Origin of the sequence: Plectonema cf. radiosum LEGE 06105 (assembly GCF_015207665.1) — a bacterium.
Taxonomy (GTDB): domain Bacteria; phylum Cyanobacteriota; class Cyanobacteriia; order Cyanobacteriales; family Nostocaceae; genus Rivularia; species Rivularia radiosa_A.
Genome location: NZ_JADEWL010000052.1, coordinates 19,772 through 42,696, shown reverse-complemented (window position 1 = coordinate 42,696; position 22,925 = coordinate 19,772). Strand labels below are relative to the sequence as shown.

Annotated in this window: 13 protein-coding genes; 4 read left to right on the top strand and 9 right to left on the bottom strand. The window is 37.9% G+C overall.

All coding sequences use genetic code 11. The features are described from left to right. Positions 1–71 precede the first annotated feature (71 nt). Positions 72–932 carry a D-alanyl-D-alanine carboxypeptidase family protein gene (locus tag IQ247_RS16275; RefSeq protein ID WP_193921711.1) on the bottom strand — a complete coding sequence of 287 codons (861 nt, stop codon included), beginning with the start codon at positions 930–932 and terminating at the stop codon, positions 72–74. A 263-nt stretch (positions 933–1,195) separates the two neighbouring features. On the opposite strand from IQ247_RS16275, the gene mnmG reads away from it, so the two are divergent. Then, positions 1,196–3,133, top strand: a complete 1,938-nt coding sequence (mnmG, locus tag IQ247_RS16270; RefSeq protein WP_193921710.1) for a tRNA uridine-5-carboxymethylaminomethyl(34) synthesis enzyme MnmG — start codon at positions 1,196–1,198, stop codon at positions 3,131–3,133. Positions 3,134–3,388: 255 nt separating this feature from the next. After that, entirely contained in the window at positions 3,389–4,732 is a 1,344-nt protein-coding gene (locus tag IQ247_RS16265; RefSeq protein WP_193921709.1) for a hypothetical protein, read from the top strand. 378 nt (positions 4,733–5,110) lie between these two features. Here the strand turns inward: IQ247_RS16265 and IQ247_RS16260 are convergent, their stop codons facing one another. From IQ247_RS16260 to IQ247_RS16225, 8 genes are all read right to left on the bottom strand, one after another. Continuing rightward, positions 5,111–6,586: an alpha-amylase gene (locus IQ247_RS16260; RefSeq protein WP_193921708.1), complete on the bottom strand. Its 1,476-nt coding sequence runs from the start codon at positions 6,584–6,586 to the stop codon at positions 5,111–5,113. Positions 6,587–6,733: 147 nt separating this feature from the next. Beyond that, positions 6,734–8,584: an asparagine synthase-related protein gene (locus IQ247_RS16255; RefSeq protein ID WP_193921707.1), complete on the bottom strand. Its 1,851-nt coding sequence runs from the start codon at positions 8,582–8,584 to the stop codon at positions 6,734–6,736. Positions 8,585–8,743: 159 nt separating this feature from the next. After that, entirely contained in the window at positions 8,744–9,670 is a 927-nt protein-coding gene (locus tag IQ247_RS16250) for an Npun_R2821/Npun_R2822 family protein (protein WP_193921706.1), read from the bottom strand. A gap of 4 nt (positions 9,671–9,674) precedes the next feature. Then, a complete protein-coding gene (locus IQ247_RS16245; protein ID WP_193921705.1) occupies positions 9,675–10,679 on the bottom strand; it encodes an Npun_R2821/Npun_R2822 family protein in 1,005 nt (334 codons plus the stop codon). Positions 10,680–10,743: 64 nt separating this feature from the next. Beyond that, positions 10,744–11,715: a glycosyltransferase family 10 domain-containing protein gene (locus IQ247_RS16240; RefSeq protein ID WP_193921703.1), complete on the bottom strand. Its 972-nt coding sequence runs from the start codon at positions 11,713–11,715 to the stop codon at positions 10,744–10,746. Between the two features lie 54 nt (positions 11,716–11,769). Continuing rightward, positions 11,770–12,990 (bottom strand): glycosyltransferase family 4 protein, encoded by a 1,221-nt coding sequence (locus tag IQ247_RS16235; RefSeq protein ID WP_193921702.1) that lies wholly within the window; start codon positions 12,988–12,990, stop codon positions 11,770–11,772. A 4-nt stretch (positions 12,991–12,994) separates the two neighbouring features. Continuing rightward, the gene (locus tag IQ247_RS16230; RefSeq protein ID WP_193921700.1) at positions 12,995–15,241 is read right to left on the bottom strand and encodes an ABC transporter ATP-binding protein; all 2,247 of its coding nucleotides are present in this window, start codon (positions 15,239–15,241) and stop codon (positions 12,995–12,997) included. A gap of 79 nt (positions 15,242–15,320) precedes the next feature. Next, positions 15,321–16,511, bottom strand: coding sequence for a glycosyltransferase family 4 protein (locus IQ247_RS16225; RefSeq protein WP_193921698.1), 1,191 nt, complete (start codon positions 16,509–16,511; stop codon positions 15,321–15,323). A gap of 790 nt (positions 16,512–17,301) precedes the next feature. Between IQ247_RS16225 and IQ247_RS16220 the strand changes: the two genes are divergently transcribed. Next, positions 17,302–18,354, top strand: coding sequence for an Npun_R2821/Npun_R2822 family protein (locus IQ247_RS16220; protein ID WP_193921696.1), 1,053 nt, complete (start codon positions 17,302–17,304; stop codon positions 18,352–18,354). Positions 18,355–18,958: 604 nt separating this feature from the next. Beyond that, a complete protein-coding gene (locus IQ247_RS16215; RefSeq protein ID WP_193921694.1) occupies positions 18,959–22,840 on the top strand; it encodes a malectin domain-containing carbohydrate-binding protein in 3,882 nt (1,293 codons plus the stop codon). The last annotated feature ends 85 nt before the right edge of the window (positions 22,841–22,925 follow it).

Here is a 22,925-nt window from a genome sequence, read left to right as displayed (position 1 = left end):
GGACAAGGGGATGGGGAGAAATTTAAACTAATAACTCCTAACTCCGGTGGTACTAACTCCTAACTCATAACTCATAACGGTGTTAACCAATAAGTAATTCCCCCGATAAGTTTCTTTTTAAAACCTAATGATGGTAATTTTTCTGGTGGATAACCGACATAAGTCCAATGAGGTGCATCATATTCTACGGTACGATACCAACCGTTTTGATTTAAAGCTTGTGTTTGCTTTTGATTAATTACTCCTAAATCAATTGCTAATCCCCATAAATGTTGTGAAGCACCAGGTGGTGCGACTATACCCAAAATTCTCGTTTCTTTTCCTTGTCTAACTAAATCTAATGTTCTAGAGTTAGTATATTTTTTCCAAAACTTGGCAGTGGTTGCAAAATCACGAGTACAGTCACTTTTTGCATTACCAGATTTGAGCCGAAAATTTGTTTGACTGCGGGCTTTATTTAAAGCGTCAGCAGCCGCAGATTGCAAATAACAATTGTTTGTACCTGTGACTTTTCCCTTTGTCAGAGTAGCTTGAAATTCTTGAGTTTCTTGATGATTACTAAATACTACTTTTGCTGGTAATTTAATTGTTGACTCTAAATTCACAAATGGCGCACCGTAAGCACGTAGCAAAATATATTCATAACTATTGGATTGAGGAATATTACGTAACTGATTCATTAGTGCTGCAATAAACCGTTCTTTATCAGTTAAAGTCTGAGTAGGGCTAGGTATATACTCTGGAATCGGCGAGATTTTCGGTGTTGGGGTAACGGTACATTCCTGATTCAAAAGTTTATCAACTAAGCAGTTTTCTATCTGTTCGATATCGTTAGCTGGTTTGCTATGAGCGATTCTATCGCTAGCTACAAAAGTCACAACTATATATATTGCAATAAGGAAAAACGCGATGCTTCTAAAAGTTATTTTCATTTAGAGTTAAAAGTAAAATTTCATACTAAACAATCTCGAAAATGTAAATTAAAGTTGGAAAAAATACATTAAAATCTCAGATTAAATTTTGCTAGAAAAATTCAATAAAATATTTTACACGTAAGCTCTTAATAGCAATAATAATTTTATTTTTCAAAAAAAATAACAGTGGTTCTGCGTAGTATTTTATCGGCAAGGTACAATCAGAAAAACACAGTATCGGTTAAAATTAGATTAACCCCAAATCATGCTGAACTCTACGTATGACCATGCACAATTGTGTTGAGTTCCAAGACTCTTTTGATGTCATAGTTGTCGGTGCAGGTCACTCTGGTTGTGAAGCGGCTTTAGCTACTGCACGCCTGGGCTGTCGTACCCTCCTATTGACACTCAACTTGGATAAAATTGCTTGGCAACCCTGCAATCCTGCTGTCGGAGGTCCGGCAAAGTCTCAGTTAACCCACGAAGTCGATGCACTCGGCGGCGAAATTGGCAAAATGGCAGACCGTACTTACGTACAAAAACGGATTCTCAATTCTTCACGGGGTCCCGCTGTATGGGCATTACGCGCTCAAACTGACAAGCGTGAATATGCCCTGGTGATGAAAAGAATTGTTGAGAATCAAGAAAATTTAAGCGTCCGTGAATCAATGGTGACGGATTTAGTTTTGGGCGCTAACGATGAAGTTATCGGCGTTGAAACTTATTTCGGTGTCGCCTTTGAATGTAAAGCTGTTGTCCTCACCACAGGTACTTTTTTGGGAGGACGAATTTGGGTCGGCAATAAGTCAATGGCAGCTGGACGCGCTGGGGAATTCGCCGCTGAGGGTTTGACCCAAACTTTACAACGTCTGGGATTTGAAACAGGTCGCCTCAAAACTGGCACTCCCGCACGAGTAGATAAGCGCACGGTTGATTACAGCAAAATGATTCTACAACCGGGAGATGAAGACGTTCGCTGGTTTAGTTTTGACCCGGAAGTATGGGTAGAAAAGCAACAGTTACCTTGCTATATCACCCGCACGACAACGGAAACTCATCAATTGATTCGAGATAATCTTAATCTTTCTCCGGTTTATGGCGGCTGGGTGGATGCGAAAGGTCCCCGTTATTGTCCCAGCATTGAAGATAAGATTGTCCGGTTTGCCGATAAAGAAAGTCATCAAATCTTTATTGAACCCGAAGGCAGAGATATTCCCGAACTGTATATACAAGGGTTTTCCACAGGTCTGCCGGAAAATTTGCAACTACGTATGTTACGTAGTCTTCCGGGTATGGAAACCTGCGTAATGTTACGTCCAGCTTATGCCGTCGAGTATGATTATTTGCCAGCGACTCAGTGTTTTCCCACACTAATGACCAAAAAAATCGCCGGTTTATTTTGTGCGGGACAAATTAACGGTACAACTGGCTACGAAGAAGCCGCAGCTCAAGGAATTGTTGCCGGAATTAATGCAGCGAGGTTTGTTCGTAATCAGGAAATGATAGTTTTCTCCCGCGAGCAAAGTTATATCGGTACCTTAATTGATGATTTGTGTACTAAAGATTTGCGCGAACCTTATCGGGTATTAACTAGTAGATCGGAATATCGCTTGTTATTGCGTTCCGATAATGCCGATCAAAGATTAACACCCCTCGGAAGAGAAGTTGGTTTGATTGACGATCGCCGTTGGGAATTATTTACCCGCAAGCAAGAGAATATTACCGCCGAGAAAGAACGGCTGTATGCTACACGGGTTAAGGAAAATGACGATGTAGGTAAAGCAATAGTAGCGGACACCAAACAAGTAATCAAAGGTTCAATTACCCTTGCTGACTTGTTGCGTCGTCCAGGATTCCATTACGCTGAGTTAATCAAATATGGACTAGCAAATCCCGATTTACAACGTGCTGAAAAAGAAGGTGCAGAAATCGATATTAAATATTCCGGCTATTTAGCCAGACAGCAAAATCAAATCGATCAAATTGCCCGTCAAGCAAATCGTTCCCTACCTGGGGACTTGGATTATGACTCTATTGATACCCTTTCCAAAGAAGCGCGGGAAAAACTAAACAAGGTAAAACCGCTCACCATTGGTCAAGCAGCACGTATCGGTGGAGTCAACCCCGCCGATGTAAATGCTTTACTAATATTTTTAGAATTGCGTAAAAACCATTACCAGACTGAACTTGTAGCTCTAACATCAAAACAATCTTTATGAAGCGCGAGTATAGTAGTATGGTGTATCCAGGGAGGCTGGTATGATTGATAACATACAAAAAAGCAAAAAATCGTCAACATCTCCCTGGTATAGGTTGAAATAGATACTTAAACTTGATGAACTCTTCCGTAACTACCTCAGTAAGGAAACAGTTCTTTTTAGATTCAGATTTACTCACATTTACAAGGGCAAATTTACAAAGGTAAAGATTTCATAAATCGCCCTTACCGAACGAATTAATAAAGCTAAATCGTTATGTCTCAAACAGCTAGCACCAATTTCGTACTTCCAGAACCATCTCAAGAGTTAATCGTCAGCGAACCTTGGACGATGGACAATTATGCTGATGACTTGATGGACGAACTTTTTGCCGATATTGACTGTGTTCTCGATGGTAGCGGTAATTTGAGTTCGCGAATCGTTCAAGCACAGCCACAGTTGAGCTTGCAGAAAACGAACTTACTGCAAATAGTTCCACCCCCTACCATCATCAGTCCCATCGGCTCAGCCGAACAACGCCGAATCGCGGCAAAAATCAACACTGCGGGCAGCAAAATCCCTAAAACCGCTCGAACAACCAAAAAACCGCGTCGGAAAATTTGGCGTAACTTCAGACAGTTACTTACAGTGGGAGCAGGTTTGGGATTGGCGATCGCCGCGATGAATTGGGCAATAAACAGCGGGCTTTTGAATCGTCTCAGTTCCAAATCATTGCAATTTGCCTTGCAAGAACCAGCTTTACAACAAAAAGTATTAGAACCACAAATAACTACACCCACTCAAGCTGAAATCAAGGCAGATTTAGTTGACTATATGCTCGGAGCGCTAGCAATCATCGAAAAACAACAAAATCTACAAGATAAAGTCTCTGCGAATAATAATATTGCTGCTGCTCCTGTATCCGCCAATCAAGTAAGTTTAGCCTACGCAAATCAACCAGTTTCAAATCTACCAGCACCAACAATTGCCAACAATACTAAGCCATTACCCACTCGTTCTACCAGAGTTGTAGAAAGAATTTACATACCCGTGTATCAAGCTCCGCAACCGATGCGCTATGCACCCCCATCTGTCGAGGCACCCCTAGCGCAAGCCCCAACACCCTTACCACCAGTTACTACAGCATCCAAGGGAGTTGCACCAAAGCCATCTGACAACAAAGCTAAAGAAGCCGCACCCGTGAAAGCAGCCAAAACCAAACCACCAGAAAAAATTGCAGCTTTCGCGTCTATCAGAGAAATCACACCATTAGCAGTGAAAACCAAACCTGTTAATGTAAGACAAGTTCCCGATCTGCCTAAAATGAAAGAGCCTGCAACAGTTGCAGCACCAAAACAAACCGCAGCAACTTCCCCAGCACTAGTTCAGCAAGAACAAAAGGTAGCAGCAGTTTCACCTTCTTCCCACATCTTGGAAGGATTATTAGAACTAGGAGAACAATCTGCCGCATTATTTAAAGTTAACGGTATCACTCGTCGCATCCAAATCGGCGAAAACATTGGAGCTAGTGGTTGGACTTTAGTAGAGGTAGCCAACGGAGAAGCCATAATTCGCCGTAATGGAGAAGTACGTTCAATTTTTGCCGGACAAAAATTTTAAATAATTCGCAATGATTAAATAGAAACCTGCAAACAATCTACTTAAAAGACCAATGTATTGTAGCTTTAGATTAATTTGTTATTAACAAGATATCATCAGGGCAAGCCTAAAAAAAGCATCTACGACAACAAATTTTAAATTTTCCATGCTTCAAGTTAAAGAAGTCGGGTTTTTACGATAAATATTCGTAATACGCTTATAACATTCATCAAAACCCGACTTTTTATCCCAGGAAAAATTCAGGTTTTACACAAAAGAAGAAAAAGACCTAACTCTTAACTATGTCTCTACTTTCAATCTAAAATCTGTCTTGGAAAGTTTTGGGGTTCGAGAATCTACACCCCAAACTTTCCGCAAAATCTAAAATCCAAAATCCATTTATTCTTCTACCCACACAGATACAGAACCCCCATTGCAGCGGAATTCAGCCCAACCCCATTCATTGGTGTAAACGGTTTCTTTAACGTGTTCGGTTAAGTCGTAAAATTTGGCGTTGGGTTTACCCACTTCCATCCATTTACTTCCTCCCGCACCGTTGCTCATAATTACTGCCATTGCTTTGGGATGTTCTGGATTACCCAATCTAGTCCAACCAATAATGTCCCAATGGTCAAAGTAATTGTACTGATAACCATAGGCAAAATTCTGACGCGCATACAGGAATTTATCAATTAACCAACGATGGGAAACTAAATAAATCGGATAGCGATTGCCATCCCTTCCATAGTCTTCATATTCCGCACCGTAGTAATCCGCGTAAAATACACAGGGATAGCCTTCTTGACGCAATAAAATCAATGCATATGCTAAAGGTTTAAACCATGGTTCTACGGGTGCTTCTAAAGCCTGCAACGGTTGTGAATCATGATTTTCAACAAAAGTCACCGCATGGGTGGGACGCTGTTGCATCAAGGTATTATCTAAAATCCGGCGCATATCGTAACTTTCACCGGATTTACTCGCATAGTGGAAATTATAGTGCAGGGGTACGTCAAAAACCGACATTTTACCTTGTACTGCATCAATGTACCAGTGCAAAGTATTGATATCATTATGCCAATATTCACCCACAACAAATATTTCTTTACCTGCATGACGTTCCATTTCCGAGAGCCATATCGGGAAAAACCATGATGAAATATGTTTGATAGCGTCTAAACGGAAGCCATTAACACCAGTTGTATCGAGATACCATTTACCCCAATTGATAATTTCATCTTGCACCTCTTTATTCTGGAAATCGCAATCGCATCCCATCAAGTAAGAGAAATTACCGTTTTCTAAAGCAACGTAATCATCAAATACCTTACCTTCGAGTAGATAGATAGTTGAAGAATCTTGAGTGTATTCATCGTAATCAACAGCATCAAAATGCCACCAATGCCATTCAAACTGAGAATACTTACCCTTTCTACCGGGAAACTTGTAATGGGTATAACACTTAATATCTTTCATCCCACCTTTAGGATTTAACCGATCGTGTTGATAAAAAGGTGTTGCTTTGGCAATTTCCGTATCATCACCACCAATACGGTGATTTAATACCGTATCCGCATAAACTTGAATTCCCGAACTTTGTAGAGATTTGACTGCATTTAAATATTGCTGGCGATCGCCATATTTAGTACGAACAGAACCCTTTTGTTCAAATTCACCCAAATCGTACATATCATAAACAGCATATCCGACATCGTAAGTCCCACCCATTCCTTTATAAGCAGGTGGAAGCCACATAGCGGTAAAACCTGCCTGACTTAACTCTTTCGCTGTCGTATTTACCTTATCCCACAGTGTTCCATCATCAGGAATATACCAATGGAAATACTGCATCATCGTACCGTTGATATTTGACATTTGCGGTATTTTTTGTATTTGTACAAATTGACTATATCTCTTAAAGAGTAATAAGCAAAAATACCGGATAGTTATGCACTAAAGGGAATTGATATTAATTACAGTTATTGTGGAAATGAGCAGCTTTTAGTCCTTATTCATACAGAATTAGCACCTATTAATTCCGTGACGGTACCGACCATTAAACAGTTGCTGCATCCACAGTTCTAAAGTAAACACCGTACCAATGCGGTCAGATAAATCTTGCCCGTTCAGGTGATTTTCCCAATCAGTCCGGGTTACTTCGCGATCGCAAAATTCTGGATAAAGGGCATCCGGTGCATTTAACAACTGTGTAATGTATGATTTAGCTGGTTCTTGCCGCAGCCAAGTATTATTTTCGGCGAAATTATGCAGAGATTTTGGAGATTTATGGGGCTGGTTTAATTTACGGAAAAGTTTTTTCCAGGTTTTTCGACGTAAAGTTGTTAACTTACCATAGAATCCGAAGGGAACGACTGATTCATTTAAAGGTAGTCCAGTTTTTTGCCAGGGTAAGCGGTTAAAAAGTTTGGGGAAACGGTCGAGCAACATTAAATGGTATAGTCCTGTTAAATCTTCTTTCGTACCGTTGAGCGCGTACCAAAATTCTTGGATTTGATTGTCCATGCAGGGAATGCGAAGATTCAGCCCTGCTACAGTTGCAATTCGCCAATCTTTAGAAATAAAAGACCGACAGCGACTATCCATAGCCAATTGATAGGAAGAATACCCCAAACTTTGAAAATAGGCATGAGCGCGATCGCGAACTGCTTGATGGTGTCTATCCGAACGCGCTAACCGATCCAAACCCAGTTGACGACGCACAAATCGGTCGAAATCATCCGCTGCAAAAAATTGAGAGCCATCAAAGCGGTCTGCCCATTCACCATGTAACGCAACATCAAAAAGCCGATGCTCGCCAATCCAAGATGTAATCGAGCTAAATTGCAGATGGATAATGCTAGCTGGTGCATCCATTTGCCATAGTAAGGGAATGCGTGAATCCAGCCAATTATCAGCATTCATCTCCAGCCAATGGTGAGGAACCTCCGCTTTTTGAGCAACCCGCTGAGCAATTAATACGTCATCGCAGTTTGCTTGACCGTAGGTAACGGTTACGGGTGTCATCTGAGTGGTAACAGCAGCGAGCAGGGCGCGGGAATCGAGTCCACCGCTGAGGGGGATACCCAGCCGCTCCCCCAAATGAGTGCGACGCTCCACAGCCATCGTAAACACTTCTCCTAGCTCTTTCACAATGTCACGACGGTCAGGGAGAGTTTCTAAGCCGGGGATATCATCCCAAGTCCAGTAACGGTGACTAGAAAGCGTTGTTCGCTGTTCATCCCAAGTTAAAACGGTCGCAGCAGCAAGCCGTTCGACTCCTTTAAACCAACTGCGATCGCCTAGTGGATAGCGAATACCCAGAAAATCTTCAATTGTATCGCCATCGAGTTGGGGTTGATAACCCGGTAGAGCCAATAGAGCTTTGATTTCCGATACCCAAACCAGGGTATTTTGCCAAATAGTCCAATGTAGAGGGAGAACCCCGTAACGGTCATTAATTAAATGCACTTGACGAATCCGCGTATCGTAGAGTACCCCATGAAATTGACCGTCAAGGGGATGGAGAAACTGCCAAGGTTGCTCAGTTTGACGATGGTATTCGTAAGCTGTGAGCATCCACTGTGTATCGGTTGCAACTTCGGAACTAGCTAGCCGACCATCTGGTGCAATCGGGCATTTTTGACGATTGTATAACTCTCCATTTAGCCATAGATAGCAGGAGTTAGCTCGTAAGGGTTGGGGTTCTCGTTGCTGTTGATTAGATTGCGATCGCGTTGCCCAAACTGTATTATGTCCAAACAATTCATCGGTGAGATAAAATGCACGGTGGGTAATCGCTTGCCGCATTGTCTCTAAAATACCAGAGCAATTACTCCACTCACGACCACCGGCAAATCCAACTAGTCCAGGCATAAAAATATTATTTAAAAGGGAGCGGGTAGGATAAAAAACAGATGCTTTTATTCGACCACATTAGTTTTGATAGGTTAAGGTAGTGCGGTCTTCGTAGCGTGCGCGAAGCGCAAGCGTCCCGCTCGCACTACAAATCACCTGTTTATTATCCCCCATTCCCTACTTCAACGAACGCAAAAAAGATTTAGCTTCATTCACAGTTTTTTGCCAGGAAGTTTGTTTGGGTTTCTCTGGAAATACTGGTGGGGGTAATTGGGGGTTCAAGTTGCGATAATGTTCCCAAATTTCCCAGTAAGGACAACCGGGTTCAATACGAATACCCGCCCAATGCAGGTATTGTAAGGGTTGATTGACTGTTGGATCAATAAGTTTATGTCCTTCAGATAAAAAGTGGGATGTTCCTCCCCAATTCCCCGGTGCTTTCCCTTCTCTACGAACTATATTGAAGCGGTTAGGAATCCGCTTGAGCAACATATAATTAATGATTGGCTGATCGGAAGTTTTTTCTGAGAAATCAAAGTATTCTGGATGCGCTGCACATTCTGCGAAGGTGTCGTACAAATCAATTTCGGATATCAGGTTTTTTTTAGAACCCCAAAAACCGCCGTTAAAGATATCTTTAATTTCGTTTTCTGTAAATACTTTTGCTTCCAATACTTGAGGACTAAATACATTTCTGAGTCCACCCAGATGCTGATAATCGCAGCAAATAAAGTCAGTATTTTCTAAATAGTTGAGGTTATCAATAATTTTTTCAAAGACAACAATATCTGTATCGATATATAAAAACTCGTCAAAGGGACCAAACCAACAAGCTTGCTTGCGAAATTGATTGGGACGAGCAAAGAATTTACCACCAAATGTTTCGTATAATTTATTTGACAAGCGGTCAATAAATTCTAAATCTTCGTAAACACCTACTCCATAATATTTATCAAGAATGTGAGCAATTTTGTGATAATTATCATCATAAGGAATCATCACAATTGGGGTTTCTTTATCGTGGAGACGAATGCTATTAAGTAAGGCAATAGCGTGGTCGCATACCTTGTCATTCGCAATGATATAAATTCCTCTAGTTTTCATTTGGTTATACTCCAATTTTTAATCCTAATTTTCTTAAAACTTTTGTGGTAAAACTTGGTGGTGCGTTGTAAGCTTTCGGTTTTGTAGTAAATTTAGGTCGCTTTTCTGGTTCGTGTAAATAGCGATAATGTAAGAAAGTTTCGCGGTAAGGAAAATCGATATTTTCTCCATTACAAAGGCGGGTAAATAGGTTAGCAGATAAACCGATATAATGCAGATAAGTTAAGCGATTTTCTCCGTCATATACGACATTATTACGTTCTTCAAAATGGGGTGAAGTTACGCAACAGCCAGTTATTTCTGTTTCTGGTAAATGATGAGAAAAATTATAGCTGTCAATGGAACACCGCATTACCATGTAGTTGAGAATTGTTTGGTCTGGAGCGCTCTTGTATAATATTTCTGCTTCTCCAGTCTGTAATTGTGATAATAAATATTTTCGTCTTTCTGCATCAAACAAACCTTTTTTTGTACCATAAAAGCCAGAACAAAATATTTCCCTATCAAGACGAGATTGTGGAAAAATATTTATTAGTTTATCTGAATTAACATTATATACATGACTCAAATCTTTATGTTGGAAATCATAAACAACAAAATCCTTTTGTTCTAGTTTTTCAAATATATAATCTAATGAATTGAGTATTAGAATGTCAGCATCTAAGTATATGAACTTATCAAAAATACCTTCAAATCCGCCAAATCTGTGATGAGTTCCCTCCCGATACAATCCGGAAATTCCCTTTTCCTGCCAAGTTTTGAAAGCATCTGGATGTGTTTGCCAAATTTCCGTACAAAAGTCTTTCCAAAGTTTAATTGCTAAAGTATCTGTAAATATTTCTACATTATTTCTATTTTTTATTTCCTCCTGGATTCTTTCTAAACGGTCATCATAAGGAATAATAGAAATAGGATATTTTTGACCTACATTCACTTCAATAGAATTGAGTAAAGCTATTAATTGGTCATAAACCACATCATTAGCAAGTATATAGATGCCTTCAGTCATTTAACTCTCCATAATCTTGTAGTAACCTTTTCTGTCTTGGGGATTATAAACATTTTGTTAACAATTAATCAAACTTTTTGACATAATTTGAGAGCCATGAAATTAAATTCAATTTATGTAAAATAATTTGTCTGGCTTCTGCAATTGCTTCTTTCGCTTCATACCAAGCATCAGGTGTAGAGGTGATTTCTTTGATATAATCAAATCCTTTCTCATCCAAACTTGGTAATCTTAAAAAACTACCCGGAGGTAATAATTTATCAGCAGCAGAACCACCATAATAAATTGGTAAACACCAGGCTAATAAAGCATCCCAAAGTTTTTCGCTGACATACCAATCATTTTCAGCGTAATTTTCCACTGATAAGTTGTAGTAGTAAGGTGCCATCCCGTACCATTTATTAGTAAGTTCTCCGCTTCCTTTTGCCCAATCTGGTAAATCACGTCCGTATAAATCGAGTTCTAATTCACTATCTCGTAACATTTTTAAAAATGCCAAACGCTTGCGATGATTCTCGGTGCGATTGATACCGGATGTCACCCAACTCAAAGATTTCTCTTTCCCTGGTGGTGGCATTTCATTTAATTCTCGGAATGAATTAGAGTAATACCAAATTGCTGGCATATAATCCGGATTTGGTGCATAATCATCTGGTCCAGAAACGTAGCTACAGTAATTTTGAGCTATTTTATAAGACCTTTTATTTTTTTCTATGACTTCTTCTAAAGGTGGTTCCCTTAACAGATAAATTACTCTTTCTTTAGGTACTCCCCGCAATTTTTCTTGAAATAATCGCTGTGCTTTTTCATATTCTGCTTGCTTTTGTTTGGTTTTCCAAAAAAATAAATGTTTTTGCGGTAATGTAGGAAAATTTGTATAATTGTACATTACCAAAAAGTCTGGTTTTGGATGTGTTGCAATCAGTTGAATATTATCCCAAACACCAAAGTTTTCCGGAGTTTGTTGCCATAGCCAATCGCTTCTGTTATCTAAAGCGCTATAGCTGCTTATCATACCAATTTTAATTTTATTCATATTAATCAGGGAATAGGATTGGGGGGAATAGGGAATAGGAAAGACGTAGCAATGCTACGTCTCTACATCAATTATTTGTGGTTTTAAAGATTCATCAACGTAACTGATAATTTTTGCAGCTCGATTTTCCCAAGAAAATTGTTTAACGAATTCGATGCTATTAGAATAACCTTCAATTTTTCGAGGATGAGTTTCTAAAACTCGCGCTACCGATGCGGTAAATTCATTTGGGTTATCGGGTTCGCACCAAGCAGAAATTGCTTTAGTATTTTCAAATTCTGTGAGGGAAGGAATTCTTGTGGATACAATGGGTGTTCCGGAAGCAAAATAGTCAAATAGCTTCAAGGGAGAAGTAAAAGTTGCAGCAGCTCCGGAACAGTGGGGATGAGCTAATATATCCGCTGCTTGTAATAATGATGCTAATTCTTGTTGTAAGATAAAGCCGATAAAAGTAATATTATCAATCTGCTTTTCTTGAGCTAATTGTTGATAATGAATTACCTGTTTCTCTTTACCTCCCGCACATACAAACTGAATTTCAGGTAAATTTTTTGCTACTTCAATTAAGATATCAATTCCTTTAAATTTTTCTAAAGCACCGGAATAAACTACTAATTTTTCTCTACCATTTTTTAGTAGTTTTTTACGCCATTCTGTGGCTGCTACTGGATGTCTCTCCATGAACAAGCGATTATAACCATTGTGTAATTTAACAACTTTTTCCGGTGGCATTCCATTAGCAATCATGCTTTCTTTTATTGTATCTGCTACCGTAACAGCAATCTGAAATAGCGGACTTCTGACTATTTCTTGAACAAATGGTTTATTTTCGTGGTGGTGGTGTTCGTAAATTACCGGAACGCCATTTTTTACCGCAGCTTCAATAAAATTCCAGTCGCGACTGTGAACTATTTTAGTAGTGGGAAGAATATGAAAAGGAAAATAATATTTTGAAGCAATAGTATTAGAATTCGTAAATTTCGTTTTAATATAGTCGATGGGAAAAGGCATCGGTAAAGGAGAAACTTTGAGCTTTTCTTGAAGATTATAATATTTAATCAGTTTTTCAGGTGTTTTTCTCGGTCGAAAAGGATTGATTAAATTTATCGGGTTTAAAGCTGCATTTCCTCTACAAGGATATATCAAAACTGTAGAATATCCTAAATTTGCAACAGCATTAGCTGCATTGGTAGACTGGACTAAATGAGCTTCCGGTTTGGGCAACTCTTCTTTAATAAAATAAATATAGTGTTTTTTGGAATTAGTGTTTTTCATATAATTAAGATTTAATTGTATCCTCAAAGTGTTTTAACTCATTTAATAAATTTAATGCTGATTGGTAAGCCTGATAAACTATTTCATCTTGGAATTGATGATTATTTTCCTTTTGGTTGACTAATAAATTTAACGAACCAAGTATTGATTCAATATGGTTACGAAAACCATTAGAGATATCTTTTAAGGTTTGCTCTGGATTCATTTGCCCCTGACTTTCTTCTATTGTTGATACTAGTTGCCAATTTTTTTGTAAAGTAAAAACATCGTCATAAATATCAACAATATTTAGAATCTTCCAAGCTGATTTATAAGATTCTTCCACTAATTCTTCTCGTTCTTGAGAATTTTCTACTGAATTATCAAGCAGTAAAAGTAAAAAACCAATCGTAGAATTTAACCTGGTTCGCATTTCGTAAGATATCCGTACCAAACTTTGCTGACGGTTACTTTCAGTTTTCTTTTGTTCTCCAAATTGCATCGAATAAAGACGTTTATAGTAACCACCTTTTTGCAAAAGCTCGTGATGAGTTCCGATTTCTACTAAACGTCCCTGATCTAAAACCGCTATTTGATCGGCTTTTTGCACTGTAGAAAGACGGTGAGCGATGACTAAAGTAGTGCGATCGCGACTCAAATCGTCGATTGCTTCTTGTACCAATCTTTCCGAAACGGTGTCTAAAGCACTTGTCGCTTCATCAAGGATGAGAATATCGGGGTTTTGTAGTAAAGCACGGGCGATGGCAAGTCTTTGTCTTTGCCCTCCAGACAACATCACACCGCGATCGCCAATTATTGTGTCGAATCCTTGGGATAATTTGGTGATAAATTCGTAAGCGTTAGCGCGTTTAGCTGCGGAAATCACTTCCTCATCGCTAGCTTGGGATTTTCCATAAGCAATGTTGTTTCTTACGGAATCGTTGAAAAGGAAGGTGTCTTGAGAAACGATTCCCATTGCTTTTCGCAATGATTGTAAATTAAATTCTCGTAAATCAATATCGTCAATGGTAATTTTACCGGCATTTGGGTCGTAAAATCTTGGTAACAAATCGGCTAATGTGGATTTACCTGCACCGGAACCACCAACTAAAGCCAATGTAGTACCACGAGGTAAATATAAATCAATATCTTTAAGAATTAATTTGTCATGGTTCGGGTAACTAAAGGAAATTGAATTGAAATGTATTCCTTTTTCTAGCTTGGTAAAACTTAAATTACCGTTACTCATAAACGGTTTATTTTCTACGTCTAAAAAATCGGCAATAATCTCAATGCTCCCAACAGTATTAGCAAAATTACTACGAACTGTATTTAATTGAGATATTAACGGTAGTACTTTTAATAGAATTAATAAATATGTCAACAGTACTGCTGAAAGAGAAGCAATTTGGTTATTAAAAAGAGCGCGACTTAAAAATACAATGCCAAGCAAAGCCGAAATACCCATTACTTCACTAACAGGTGCAATTATTTCCGAATTAATCTGAGATTCAAAGTCTGCCGCTTCCCGGTCTTGAATCAATTTTTTAATCTTTTCAAATTCTTTATTTTCATTCCCAGTTGATTTAACTAAACGTATTCCATTTAAAGTTTCTAACATCGCGATCGAATATCCTTTCGATATCTCGCTTAACTCTTTACCAAACTTTTTAGAACGGCTAATCGAATACTGATTTGCTATCATTACCAAAGATAATAATAATGTCGCCGCAATGGTTAACTGCCAAGAGATTGATACTAATATGCCAGTAAAAACTAAAATTGTAATCCCCAAAATTACCAGTTTTATCACATTACGTAAAGCACTGGCAGCGCGGGAACTTTCTACCCCCAGACGGTTGATTAAATCACCAACTTTCATCTTTGAGTAATAATCAATGTCAATTTCTAATAATAAGTTTACCCCTGTTTGCCGCATATCCGCAGTTAAACGGCGTGTCAAAGTACTTGATGTCAAACTACTTGCATAAGTGGCTGCATTCTTGAAAACAATAGTTAATATAATCGCTCCAGCCATCAGTCCCAAACGATAATTCTCTGGATAATCATCGAATGGAGACATAATAGATTTAATAATCGGAGGCGCACTTGTTAAATCTACATCTTGCCCGACAATTCTTAAAATTACTGGCACAATTAATGCAGTACTAACCCCATTAAATAAAGCTCCTGAGAATCCTAATATAATGGTGATGATAATCCAGCCTGGATAAGGTTTTGCAAATCTGTAAATTAGGTTTCTTGTAGACATTGAGATTTTAATTATTTTTTATAATTGGAATTGAGACAATTTTCATTTAAATGAATATTTTTTATGGCAAAAATATACCTCATAAACCAGAAATAATTTCAGATAGTGTAGATGCCATAGTGTTTACACTATAGTATTTAATGCATCTTTCTCTAGCTATTTTACCTTTTTCAATAGCTGATGCAAAATTCTGGAAAATAAACTCAATCTTGTCAGCTATTTGTTCTGGACTACTAGAATCAACTAAATAACCAGCATCTCCTAAAATATCTGGAATATCGCCTACTCTTGTTGCTAAAATTGGTTTTGCCATTGACATTCCATCTGTTAATTTCAAAGGAAACTGAGCTAAAGCTGCGGGAGTATCTCGTTGAGGAACAACAATTACATCCGCAGATGCAACAATATCCGGCATTTTATCCGATGGATATTTTGGTAATTGAATTATCCAACGTCCCCATTTTTCTTTTAATTGAGCATCATAATCATCATAGGGACTACCACCGACAATTACCAATTTTAAAGTAGAATCATTTAACTTATCTAAAGCTATTAAAACATCTTCTACCCCTTTATAAGGTCTTGGCGCACCAGGGAACATGAGTATTTTATATTCAGAAAGTCCATAACGCTTTTTACTTTCCTCAGAGTTATAAAGTTCGGGATTAAAAAGTGAAGTATCTTTACCATTTGGGATATAAACCCCACCAAATTTTTTCTGCAAAAATTGAGTATGAATGGTAATTACATCAGCTTTATGAGTCATATTTTCCATCCATTTTAAGTACAATGGATGGTCTGGATATCTCAAAGCACCTTCCGATTTCAACACATCTCTACCAAGTTGTTTTAAAGAAGGGTTATATTGCCATTTTTCTCCACCAACCCAACTCAATTCCCAATCATCGATATCTAAAATTACAGGTTTACGAGTCTTTAATCTTTTTAATAACGATAAACCAAAAGTAGTAGGTTTCGGTCTCATTGCATAAATAATATCACCATCAAGTTTCTGCAAAAGTTCCGTCGCTGATGATAGAAATCGTGGATAATTGTAACCATTAAAACTACAAACCTGAATTTCAGATTGAGAACTTACCGCTGGTTGATCGCCAAACACAAATCCTAAAATTTCCACTTGATATTCAAGCTTTCGTAGTGCTTGGGCAAGTAAAAATGAACGTACTCCACCACCACCCCATCTACCCGCACCAGCACTGGATAAATCGCTAACAATTATAGAAACTTTTGCTTGTTTCTTACTTTGCACGGTTCCCCACAACAATTCAGTTTAGAAAGAGATGTAATCAATAATATTAGTAGAAACCCTTGCCAATTTCAGCGAAGTTTTGCAACTTCATTTAGATAAAAACGGCATTTTAACCCATTTTTATTATATAAAAATACGAGTCACAGTCTAACTTCACATCTACTACTTATCCTAGAGCGAATTTACTGATAGTTCTACAAAAGCCTAAAGGATTATATATTTAGTTAAGTATTATCACGGCTAGTACTCGACCAAGCCAAAAATGCCGGGTGGGCCAGGGAGTAGTTAGTAGTCACCGCTACTCCGCCAATTCTCGGCGGGCAGTAAGCCTACCGGCGTTCCCCGGTGAATAGTAAATTGCATAAACCCCAGGCAAAGTTCCCTTGGTGGACTACTAGTACCGCTGCGCGTTCGTCAAAAGTCAAAACAGACCGCGCCTACGGCGAGCAAAAATATTAGAGGATAAGGGTTTCAAGCATTTTAAATGGTTGCTTTATTTACGCCGTGCTGTACTAGATTAAATATACGATTAGTAATATAGCAGTCCAAAACCGTTGAGCATGATGCATTACCGATTACCCAGAACTTAAATATTTTGCGTACATAAATAGTATTGCCATATACTGCTTATCCCCACGGAAGCTCATCAAGTATTTTTACGTACAAATAATTACGGAGAGTTTGCATAGTATTCACATGAATTACGTAATATTTACATTATTTATATCCATTTTTCACATAGGTTTTGTTAGAAATGATTCATAAGATATTTTTTTAAAGAGAATTACTTATGAAAGCTTTTGGTATTTACACCCTTGCCAACGATGTAGTATTTGATCAGCTAGTTGCGCTCTTAAACAGTATTGAAGCTAATGTCGGTTGTGATATTCCGGTTTGTGTAATTCCTTTTGACAATCGTTTAACTAGAGTTAAGCAAGAAATTGATTCGCGTCCTAACGTTACTTTATTTGAAGACCAGTCCTCAATAGACCGTTGGGAAGAGTTTGCTCGTCAGTTTGCCAACGTTCATCCAGAAGCTTTACAAACTCAGCAATTACATCCCCGTTGGTATGCAGGAAAACTACATCGTAAGTTCGTAGCGTTTGACGGAATTTTCGAGCAGTTTGTCTTTTTTGACGCAGATAGTTTAGCAATGAAACCGCTTACAGATGTTCAAGAAAAGTTGCAGACTTATGATTTCATTTTTGATGATTGGGAACATACTAAATCTCAAGCTAATGCAGCGTTAAATATTCCCTTAATTGAAGCCACTGGTATATTTACCCAGACTGAAATCAAATCTAAACTCCATTGTTCTAGCTTTTTTGGCTCGAAACGGGGAATTTTCAATGCTCAAGAGTTAGATATGTTGCTCAAGCGAATCACTAAAGATGGTGAAGCAGTTTGGGTAAACGGTCAAGCTTGGTGGGATGATGCTTTCTTGTTTAACTATATGACAATCAGATCCAATCGCACCCAATTCAATTTTACCCTTAGCCCTAATGCTCAGGATAGATGTGGTAACTGTGCTAATGCAGATCCATTTGTTGTTATTGATAACGTTTTATTTAATAAAGAGGGCGTTAAACCGATTCATCGGATTCACTATATGGGTTATCCATCAATTGATTTCACCAGATTGTCTAAAGGAGAAGATATTGATATTCCTTTTAAAGATATCTTTTTAAATTATCGTTTTATGAAACAACCAGAACAAAAACCTTTACTTCTGAAAGCACCTAGTTTTCAAACTAAAGTAAATCGATGGTTTGAGAAAGTAACTAAGAAAATTAGTAAAATCGCAAATATGAAAGGAAAATTTACTACTTCTTTTCCAGTTTAGAACTAAATAGCTTAAAATCTATTTTTGCAATGAGTCTAACAATATACGATACGATAACCTCAAATGGGAATCATTCATTTTCTACCATAAATTTGTTGACTCATTCAGCATAATTAACGCTTTTTAGAAAGCAGAGAAAATTTCAACTTACTTGCTTCAAATTTCAGGAACTTTTTAGAGCAAAATAATAGTCAGATTATGCATTAGATATATTCTGACTTTAGTAATAAAGCAGTATAAATACTAGTTATACATAATTGTTACCCCAAGTAAAATAACCAAAGTAATATTGCGATCGCATTTTATATGTCCGCTATTAATAGCAGCATATTAGATATCTAAAAACTCAGATTGCATTGAAATTTAAGCAAGAAGTTTTAAATATTTATCACGTACTATCATCTCGGATTTTGATTTACCTAAATCAGTACGAGATAGCTAAGTTGGGCGAATCATAAATTAAAAAAACTTCAATGCCTGTAATGCTTAGTTTCTACTTGTAATTCCGTAGTTAACGATAGTTTTCACATTGCCGGAGATTAGATTACGGCTAATTTTCGATTTAAACAATTTTACTAATTTACTAAATTAATGAGAGGAAAAAATGGCAGAACAAAATAATAACCAAAACACTGAGAAAGCATTATTTATCATCAATCCTAGCGGCACTACCATTAACAATAGTACTTATCGTAGTGGTAGTTTTGTTATTAAAAATAATTCAACCAACGGTGAAAAGATAAATAAAGTTACTATCGATTTGAGTACTAGTATTTTTCCAGATTTAGTATTCGACCCCGATGGTATTGCTGGAGACCCGGTTGGTAAAGGTTTTACTCCTGATAGTCAGGGAGGTACCGGGCTGATATCGGGTAATTTTATTAAATCTCGCGACGATGGTTATGATGCATTAGAAATATACTTTAATGATTTCAACCCAGGTGAAACATTTACTTTCTCTGCTGATGTAGATCCAACAAGTGTTAGGGGTTTACCTCAACCAGGTCCGCAAGATTCTGGAAGTGTGTCGGGATTGGAATTAACAGGATCAACAATAACGGTCGATTTTGATAATAATGCCACCTATACCGGACAAACTTACAGGATTCCCGGTACTTTAGATGGCTCCCAAGCTGTAATTAAATCTAATTTATCTCCTAAACTTACAGTTGAAGTTTTAGGCCTATCTTCTTTACCTACCGTAGTTTCAGAACTCAATCAAACAGTCAGAATTTCTGGTACATCTGGTGTTCAAGTCGCATTACTAGTTGTTGAAGCAGGTTTATTTCTTGATGATTATGATGGTTTCGATATCGACCCTTTTGAAGCTAATTCAGCTATAGGAATAGAGGAAAACTTTGCAACTATTGGTTTAAACGGTTTTGTGGATATTCCAATTACCCTCAAAAAATCTAAAAGTGAGGGAGGAATAAATCATATTGTCGCAGTTGCTAAAGATTCAGAAGGGAATACAGGTTTACTTTCTGATGTGCAAATAATACAAATTCAATCTGCTTCAACACCAGAACCAGACCCAACTCCAGAACCAGACCCCACACCAGAACCAGATCCAACACCAGAACCAGACCCAACACCAGAACCAGACCCCACACCAAACATTATTCGTATTAACGCTGGGGGAAGTGCTTATACAGATGTAAACGGTAACTTGTGGAAGGCTGACCAGTATTTTACTGGAGGTAGCAAATATTCTAGTAAAGCGAGTATATCCAACACCGAAGACGATAAGTTATATCAAACCGAACGCTGGACAAAAAATTTATCCTATGCTGTCCCAGTCACAAATGGTGAGTACAAAGTAACTCTGAAGTTTGCAGAACTGTATTGGGATAGTGCAGCTAAGAGAAGTTTTGATTTATCTGCCGAAGGTCAATTGGTTATTGATGACCTTGACATCTTTACAGAAGCAGGTGGTAAAAATATTGCCTTAGATAAATCTTTTAATCTAAGCGTCAGCGATGGAACCTTAAATTTAGATTTTCTGACTAATTCTGATAATGCAAAGTTAGCAGCCATTGAAATTATTGGCGGTTCAGTACCAAATCCAGACCCCGACCCTACTCCAGACCCCGACCCAAATCCAGACCCCGACCCTACTCCAGACCCCGACCCTACTCCAGACCCCGACCCAAATCCAGAACCAAATCCCACATCAAATATTATTCGCATTAACGCTGGTGGAAGTGCTTATACAGATGCAAACGGTAACTTGTGGAAGGCTGACCAGTATTTTGATGGAGGTCGCACATATTCTACCAAAGCAGATATTTTCAAAACAGAGGAAGATAGACTTTATCAGACAGAACGTTGGGCTAAAAATCTGGGATATGACATACCTGTAATCGATGGTAACTACAAAGTTAATCTACATTTTGCAGAAATTTATTTCAATGATTTTGATAAACGTTTATTTGATGTATCTGTAGAAGGAGAAAAAGTCCTTGATGACTTAGATATTTTTGCTAAATCTAAAAATGCTTTTTTTCCTGGGAAAGATTCAGCTTATATCTACTCGATTAATAATGTAAATATTACTGATGGTTTTTTGAATCTAGACTTTAATGCTAGTGTGGATAACGCTAAAATTTCAGCAATTGAAATTATTTCTCTGAGCGGACCTCAAGTTATTTTCAAGCAAACAGATGGGAATACTTCTGTAGTTGAGGGTGAAACTTCAGGAGATACTTATTCCATAATTTTAAATAGTCAACCAACTGCTGATGTCACTATAAACTTAAGTTTGAATGACCGAATCACCACAAGTACTAATACCATTACTTTTACTCCAAATAATTGGAATGTACCTCAAACCATAACTGTTAAGGCTGTAGATGATAATCTTCCACAGGGAAATCAAACTGTAAATATTCTACATACTATCAGTAGTCTTGATAATGACTACAATAGTCTTAATTTGACTAACATCCCAGTTTTTGTTGGTGATGACGATATCGTTACTATTGACTTTACGAAAAAGACGGTTGCAACTATGTCCAAACCAACAGCAGCAGCTTGGGGTCCAGACCATAGATTGTATGTTGGTTCATATTCGGGTGAAATTAAAGCATATACTTTTGATGAAAATTACAATGTCATAAATACTCAAACCATAAACACCTTGAAGGGAGTATCGAATAATAATATATTAGGTATCGCATTTAACCCATACGATACTTCTGACTCTCCTACTATCTATGTATCCCATAACAAGCTCTATGCAAATGGAGGTTCAGATTTTCCAGTCACTGAATTATCTCCCTACAGCGGACAGGTATCAATATTAGAAGGACCACTATTTTCTACAATTCAGCCATTAATCACTGGATTACCAGTTTCCAATCACGACCATGGTGTTAATAGTATGACCTTTGATAACGAAGGTAATCTATATATTGCGGTTGGTGGTAATACAAATGCAGGTATACCAGCAGATAAAATTGGTGGAATTCCTGAGTCTCCATTTGCTGCTGCAATTTTAAAAGCAGAAATTACCAAACCTAATTTCAATGGTGAAATTAAATATCAATTACCACCTGATTTTCAGCCTCCACAAGGATTAACATTCGACCCCGCAATCAGTCAGGTATTTGGAGATGTTGCGAAGGTAGTTCCTGGAGTTGATGTATCTGTATATGCTAGTGGTCTACGTAATTCTTTTGATTTAGTTTGGACTACTCAAGGATTAATGTATGCTACAGATAATGGTCCGAATGGTGGATTTGGTGATGTATCGACTTCTGCTACAACCCAAATTCCAGTTAAAAATGCACCAGATGAATTAAATCTGATTGTAGAAAACGGCTATTACGGTCATCCTAATCGAAATCGCGGACAAGAAGACCCCCGTCAGAATGTTTATTACAGTGACAAAGAACCGACTATTCCAGGGGTTTATACTGCACCACTAACAACTTTTCCCGCATCTACTAACGGTATTGACGAGTATCGAGCAAATACATTCGGTGGACAAATGCGAGGTAATTTAATTACTCAAAAGTGGAATGGAGAATCATTCAACGTCACTTTATCGAGCGATGGTACCCAAGTTGTCAATCAAGAAGTTTTAGATTCCCAATCCAAAGCCTTGGATATAGTAACAGGTCCCGGAGGAGCTATAGTAGGGATTAACTTAAGTGGCAGTAAAATAGATGTTTCAACTCCCAATGATATTACTGTAAGTGGTGCTACTGCTTATGATATTTTCCCTTGGAGAGCGCCTGCTACAGGTGGTAATTTATTTATTATCGGTGGCGAACAATTTGGAGATTTGAGTAATACTAGCGTTAAAATTGGGGATGAACTAGTGACTTTAACTTCAGTTTCTGATAAGCAAATTATTGGTATTCTACCCTCATTTGATGATATCTCTGGTGATTTGTTAGACGTTTTAGTTACAACCGAAGGTCAAAGTTCTTTGATCAGTAATGCGTTTTTACCATTATTTGGTTCTGGGAATTTTGTTTAATACAGGGAGTAGGGAGTAGGGAGTAGGGTAATCATAGAAGTCGGGTTTTTACGAAAAATATCCTTAACCCCAACCGACTTATCAT

Coding starts and splice junctions, on each gene's coding strand:
- IQ247_RS16215 (WP_193921694.1), top strand. CDS start 18,959: ATGGCAGAACAAAATAATAACCAAAACACTGAGAAAGCATTATTTATC.
- IQ247_RS16245 (WP_193921705.1), bottom strand. CDS start 10,679: ATGACTGAAGGCATCTATATACTTGCTAATGATGTGGTTTATGACCAA.
- IQ247_RS16260 (WP_193921708.1), bottom strand. CDS start 6,586: ATGTCAAATATCAACGGTACGATGATGCAGTATTTCCATTGGTATATT.
- IQ247_RS16230 (WP_193921700.1), bottom strand. CDS start 15,241: ATGTCTACAAGAAACCTAATTTACAGATTTGCAAAACCTTATCCAGGC.
- IQ247_RS16250 (WP_193921706.1), bottom strand. CDS start 9,670: ATGAAAACTAGAGGAATTTATATCATTGCGAATGACAAGGTATGCGAC.
- IQ247_RS16265 (WP_193921709.1), top strand. CDS start 3,389: ATGTCTCAAACAGCTAGCACCAATTTCGTACTTCCAGAACCATCTCAA.
- IQ247_RS16255 (WP_193921707.1), bottom strand. CDS start 8,584: ATGCCTGGACTAGTTGGATTTGCCGGTGGTCGTGAGTGGAGTAATTGC.
- IQ247_RS16235 (WP_193921702.1), bottom strand. CDS start 12,990: ATGAAAAACACTAATTCCAAAAAACACTATATTTATTTTATTAAAGAA.
- IQ247_RS16240 (WP_193921703.1), bottom strand. CDS start 11,715: ATGAATAAAATTAAAATTGGTATGATAAGCAGCTATAGCGCTTTAGAT.
- mnmG (WP_193921710.1), top strand. CDS start 1,196: ATGACCATGCACAATTGTGTTGAGTTCCAAGACTCTTTTGATGTCATA.
- IQ247_RS16275 (WP_193921711.1), bottom strand. CDS start 932: ATGAAAATAACTTTTAGAAGCATCGCGTTTTTCCTTATTGCAATATAT.
- IQ247_RS16220 (WP_193921696.1), top strand. CDS start 17,302: ATGAAAGCTTTTGGTATTTACACCCTTGCCAACGATGTAGTATTTGAT.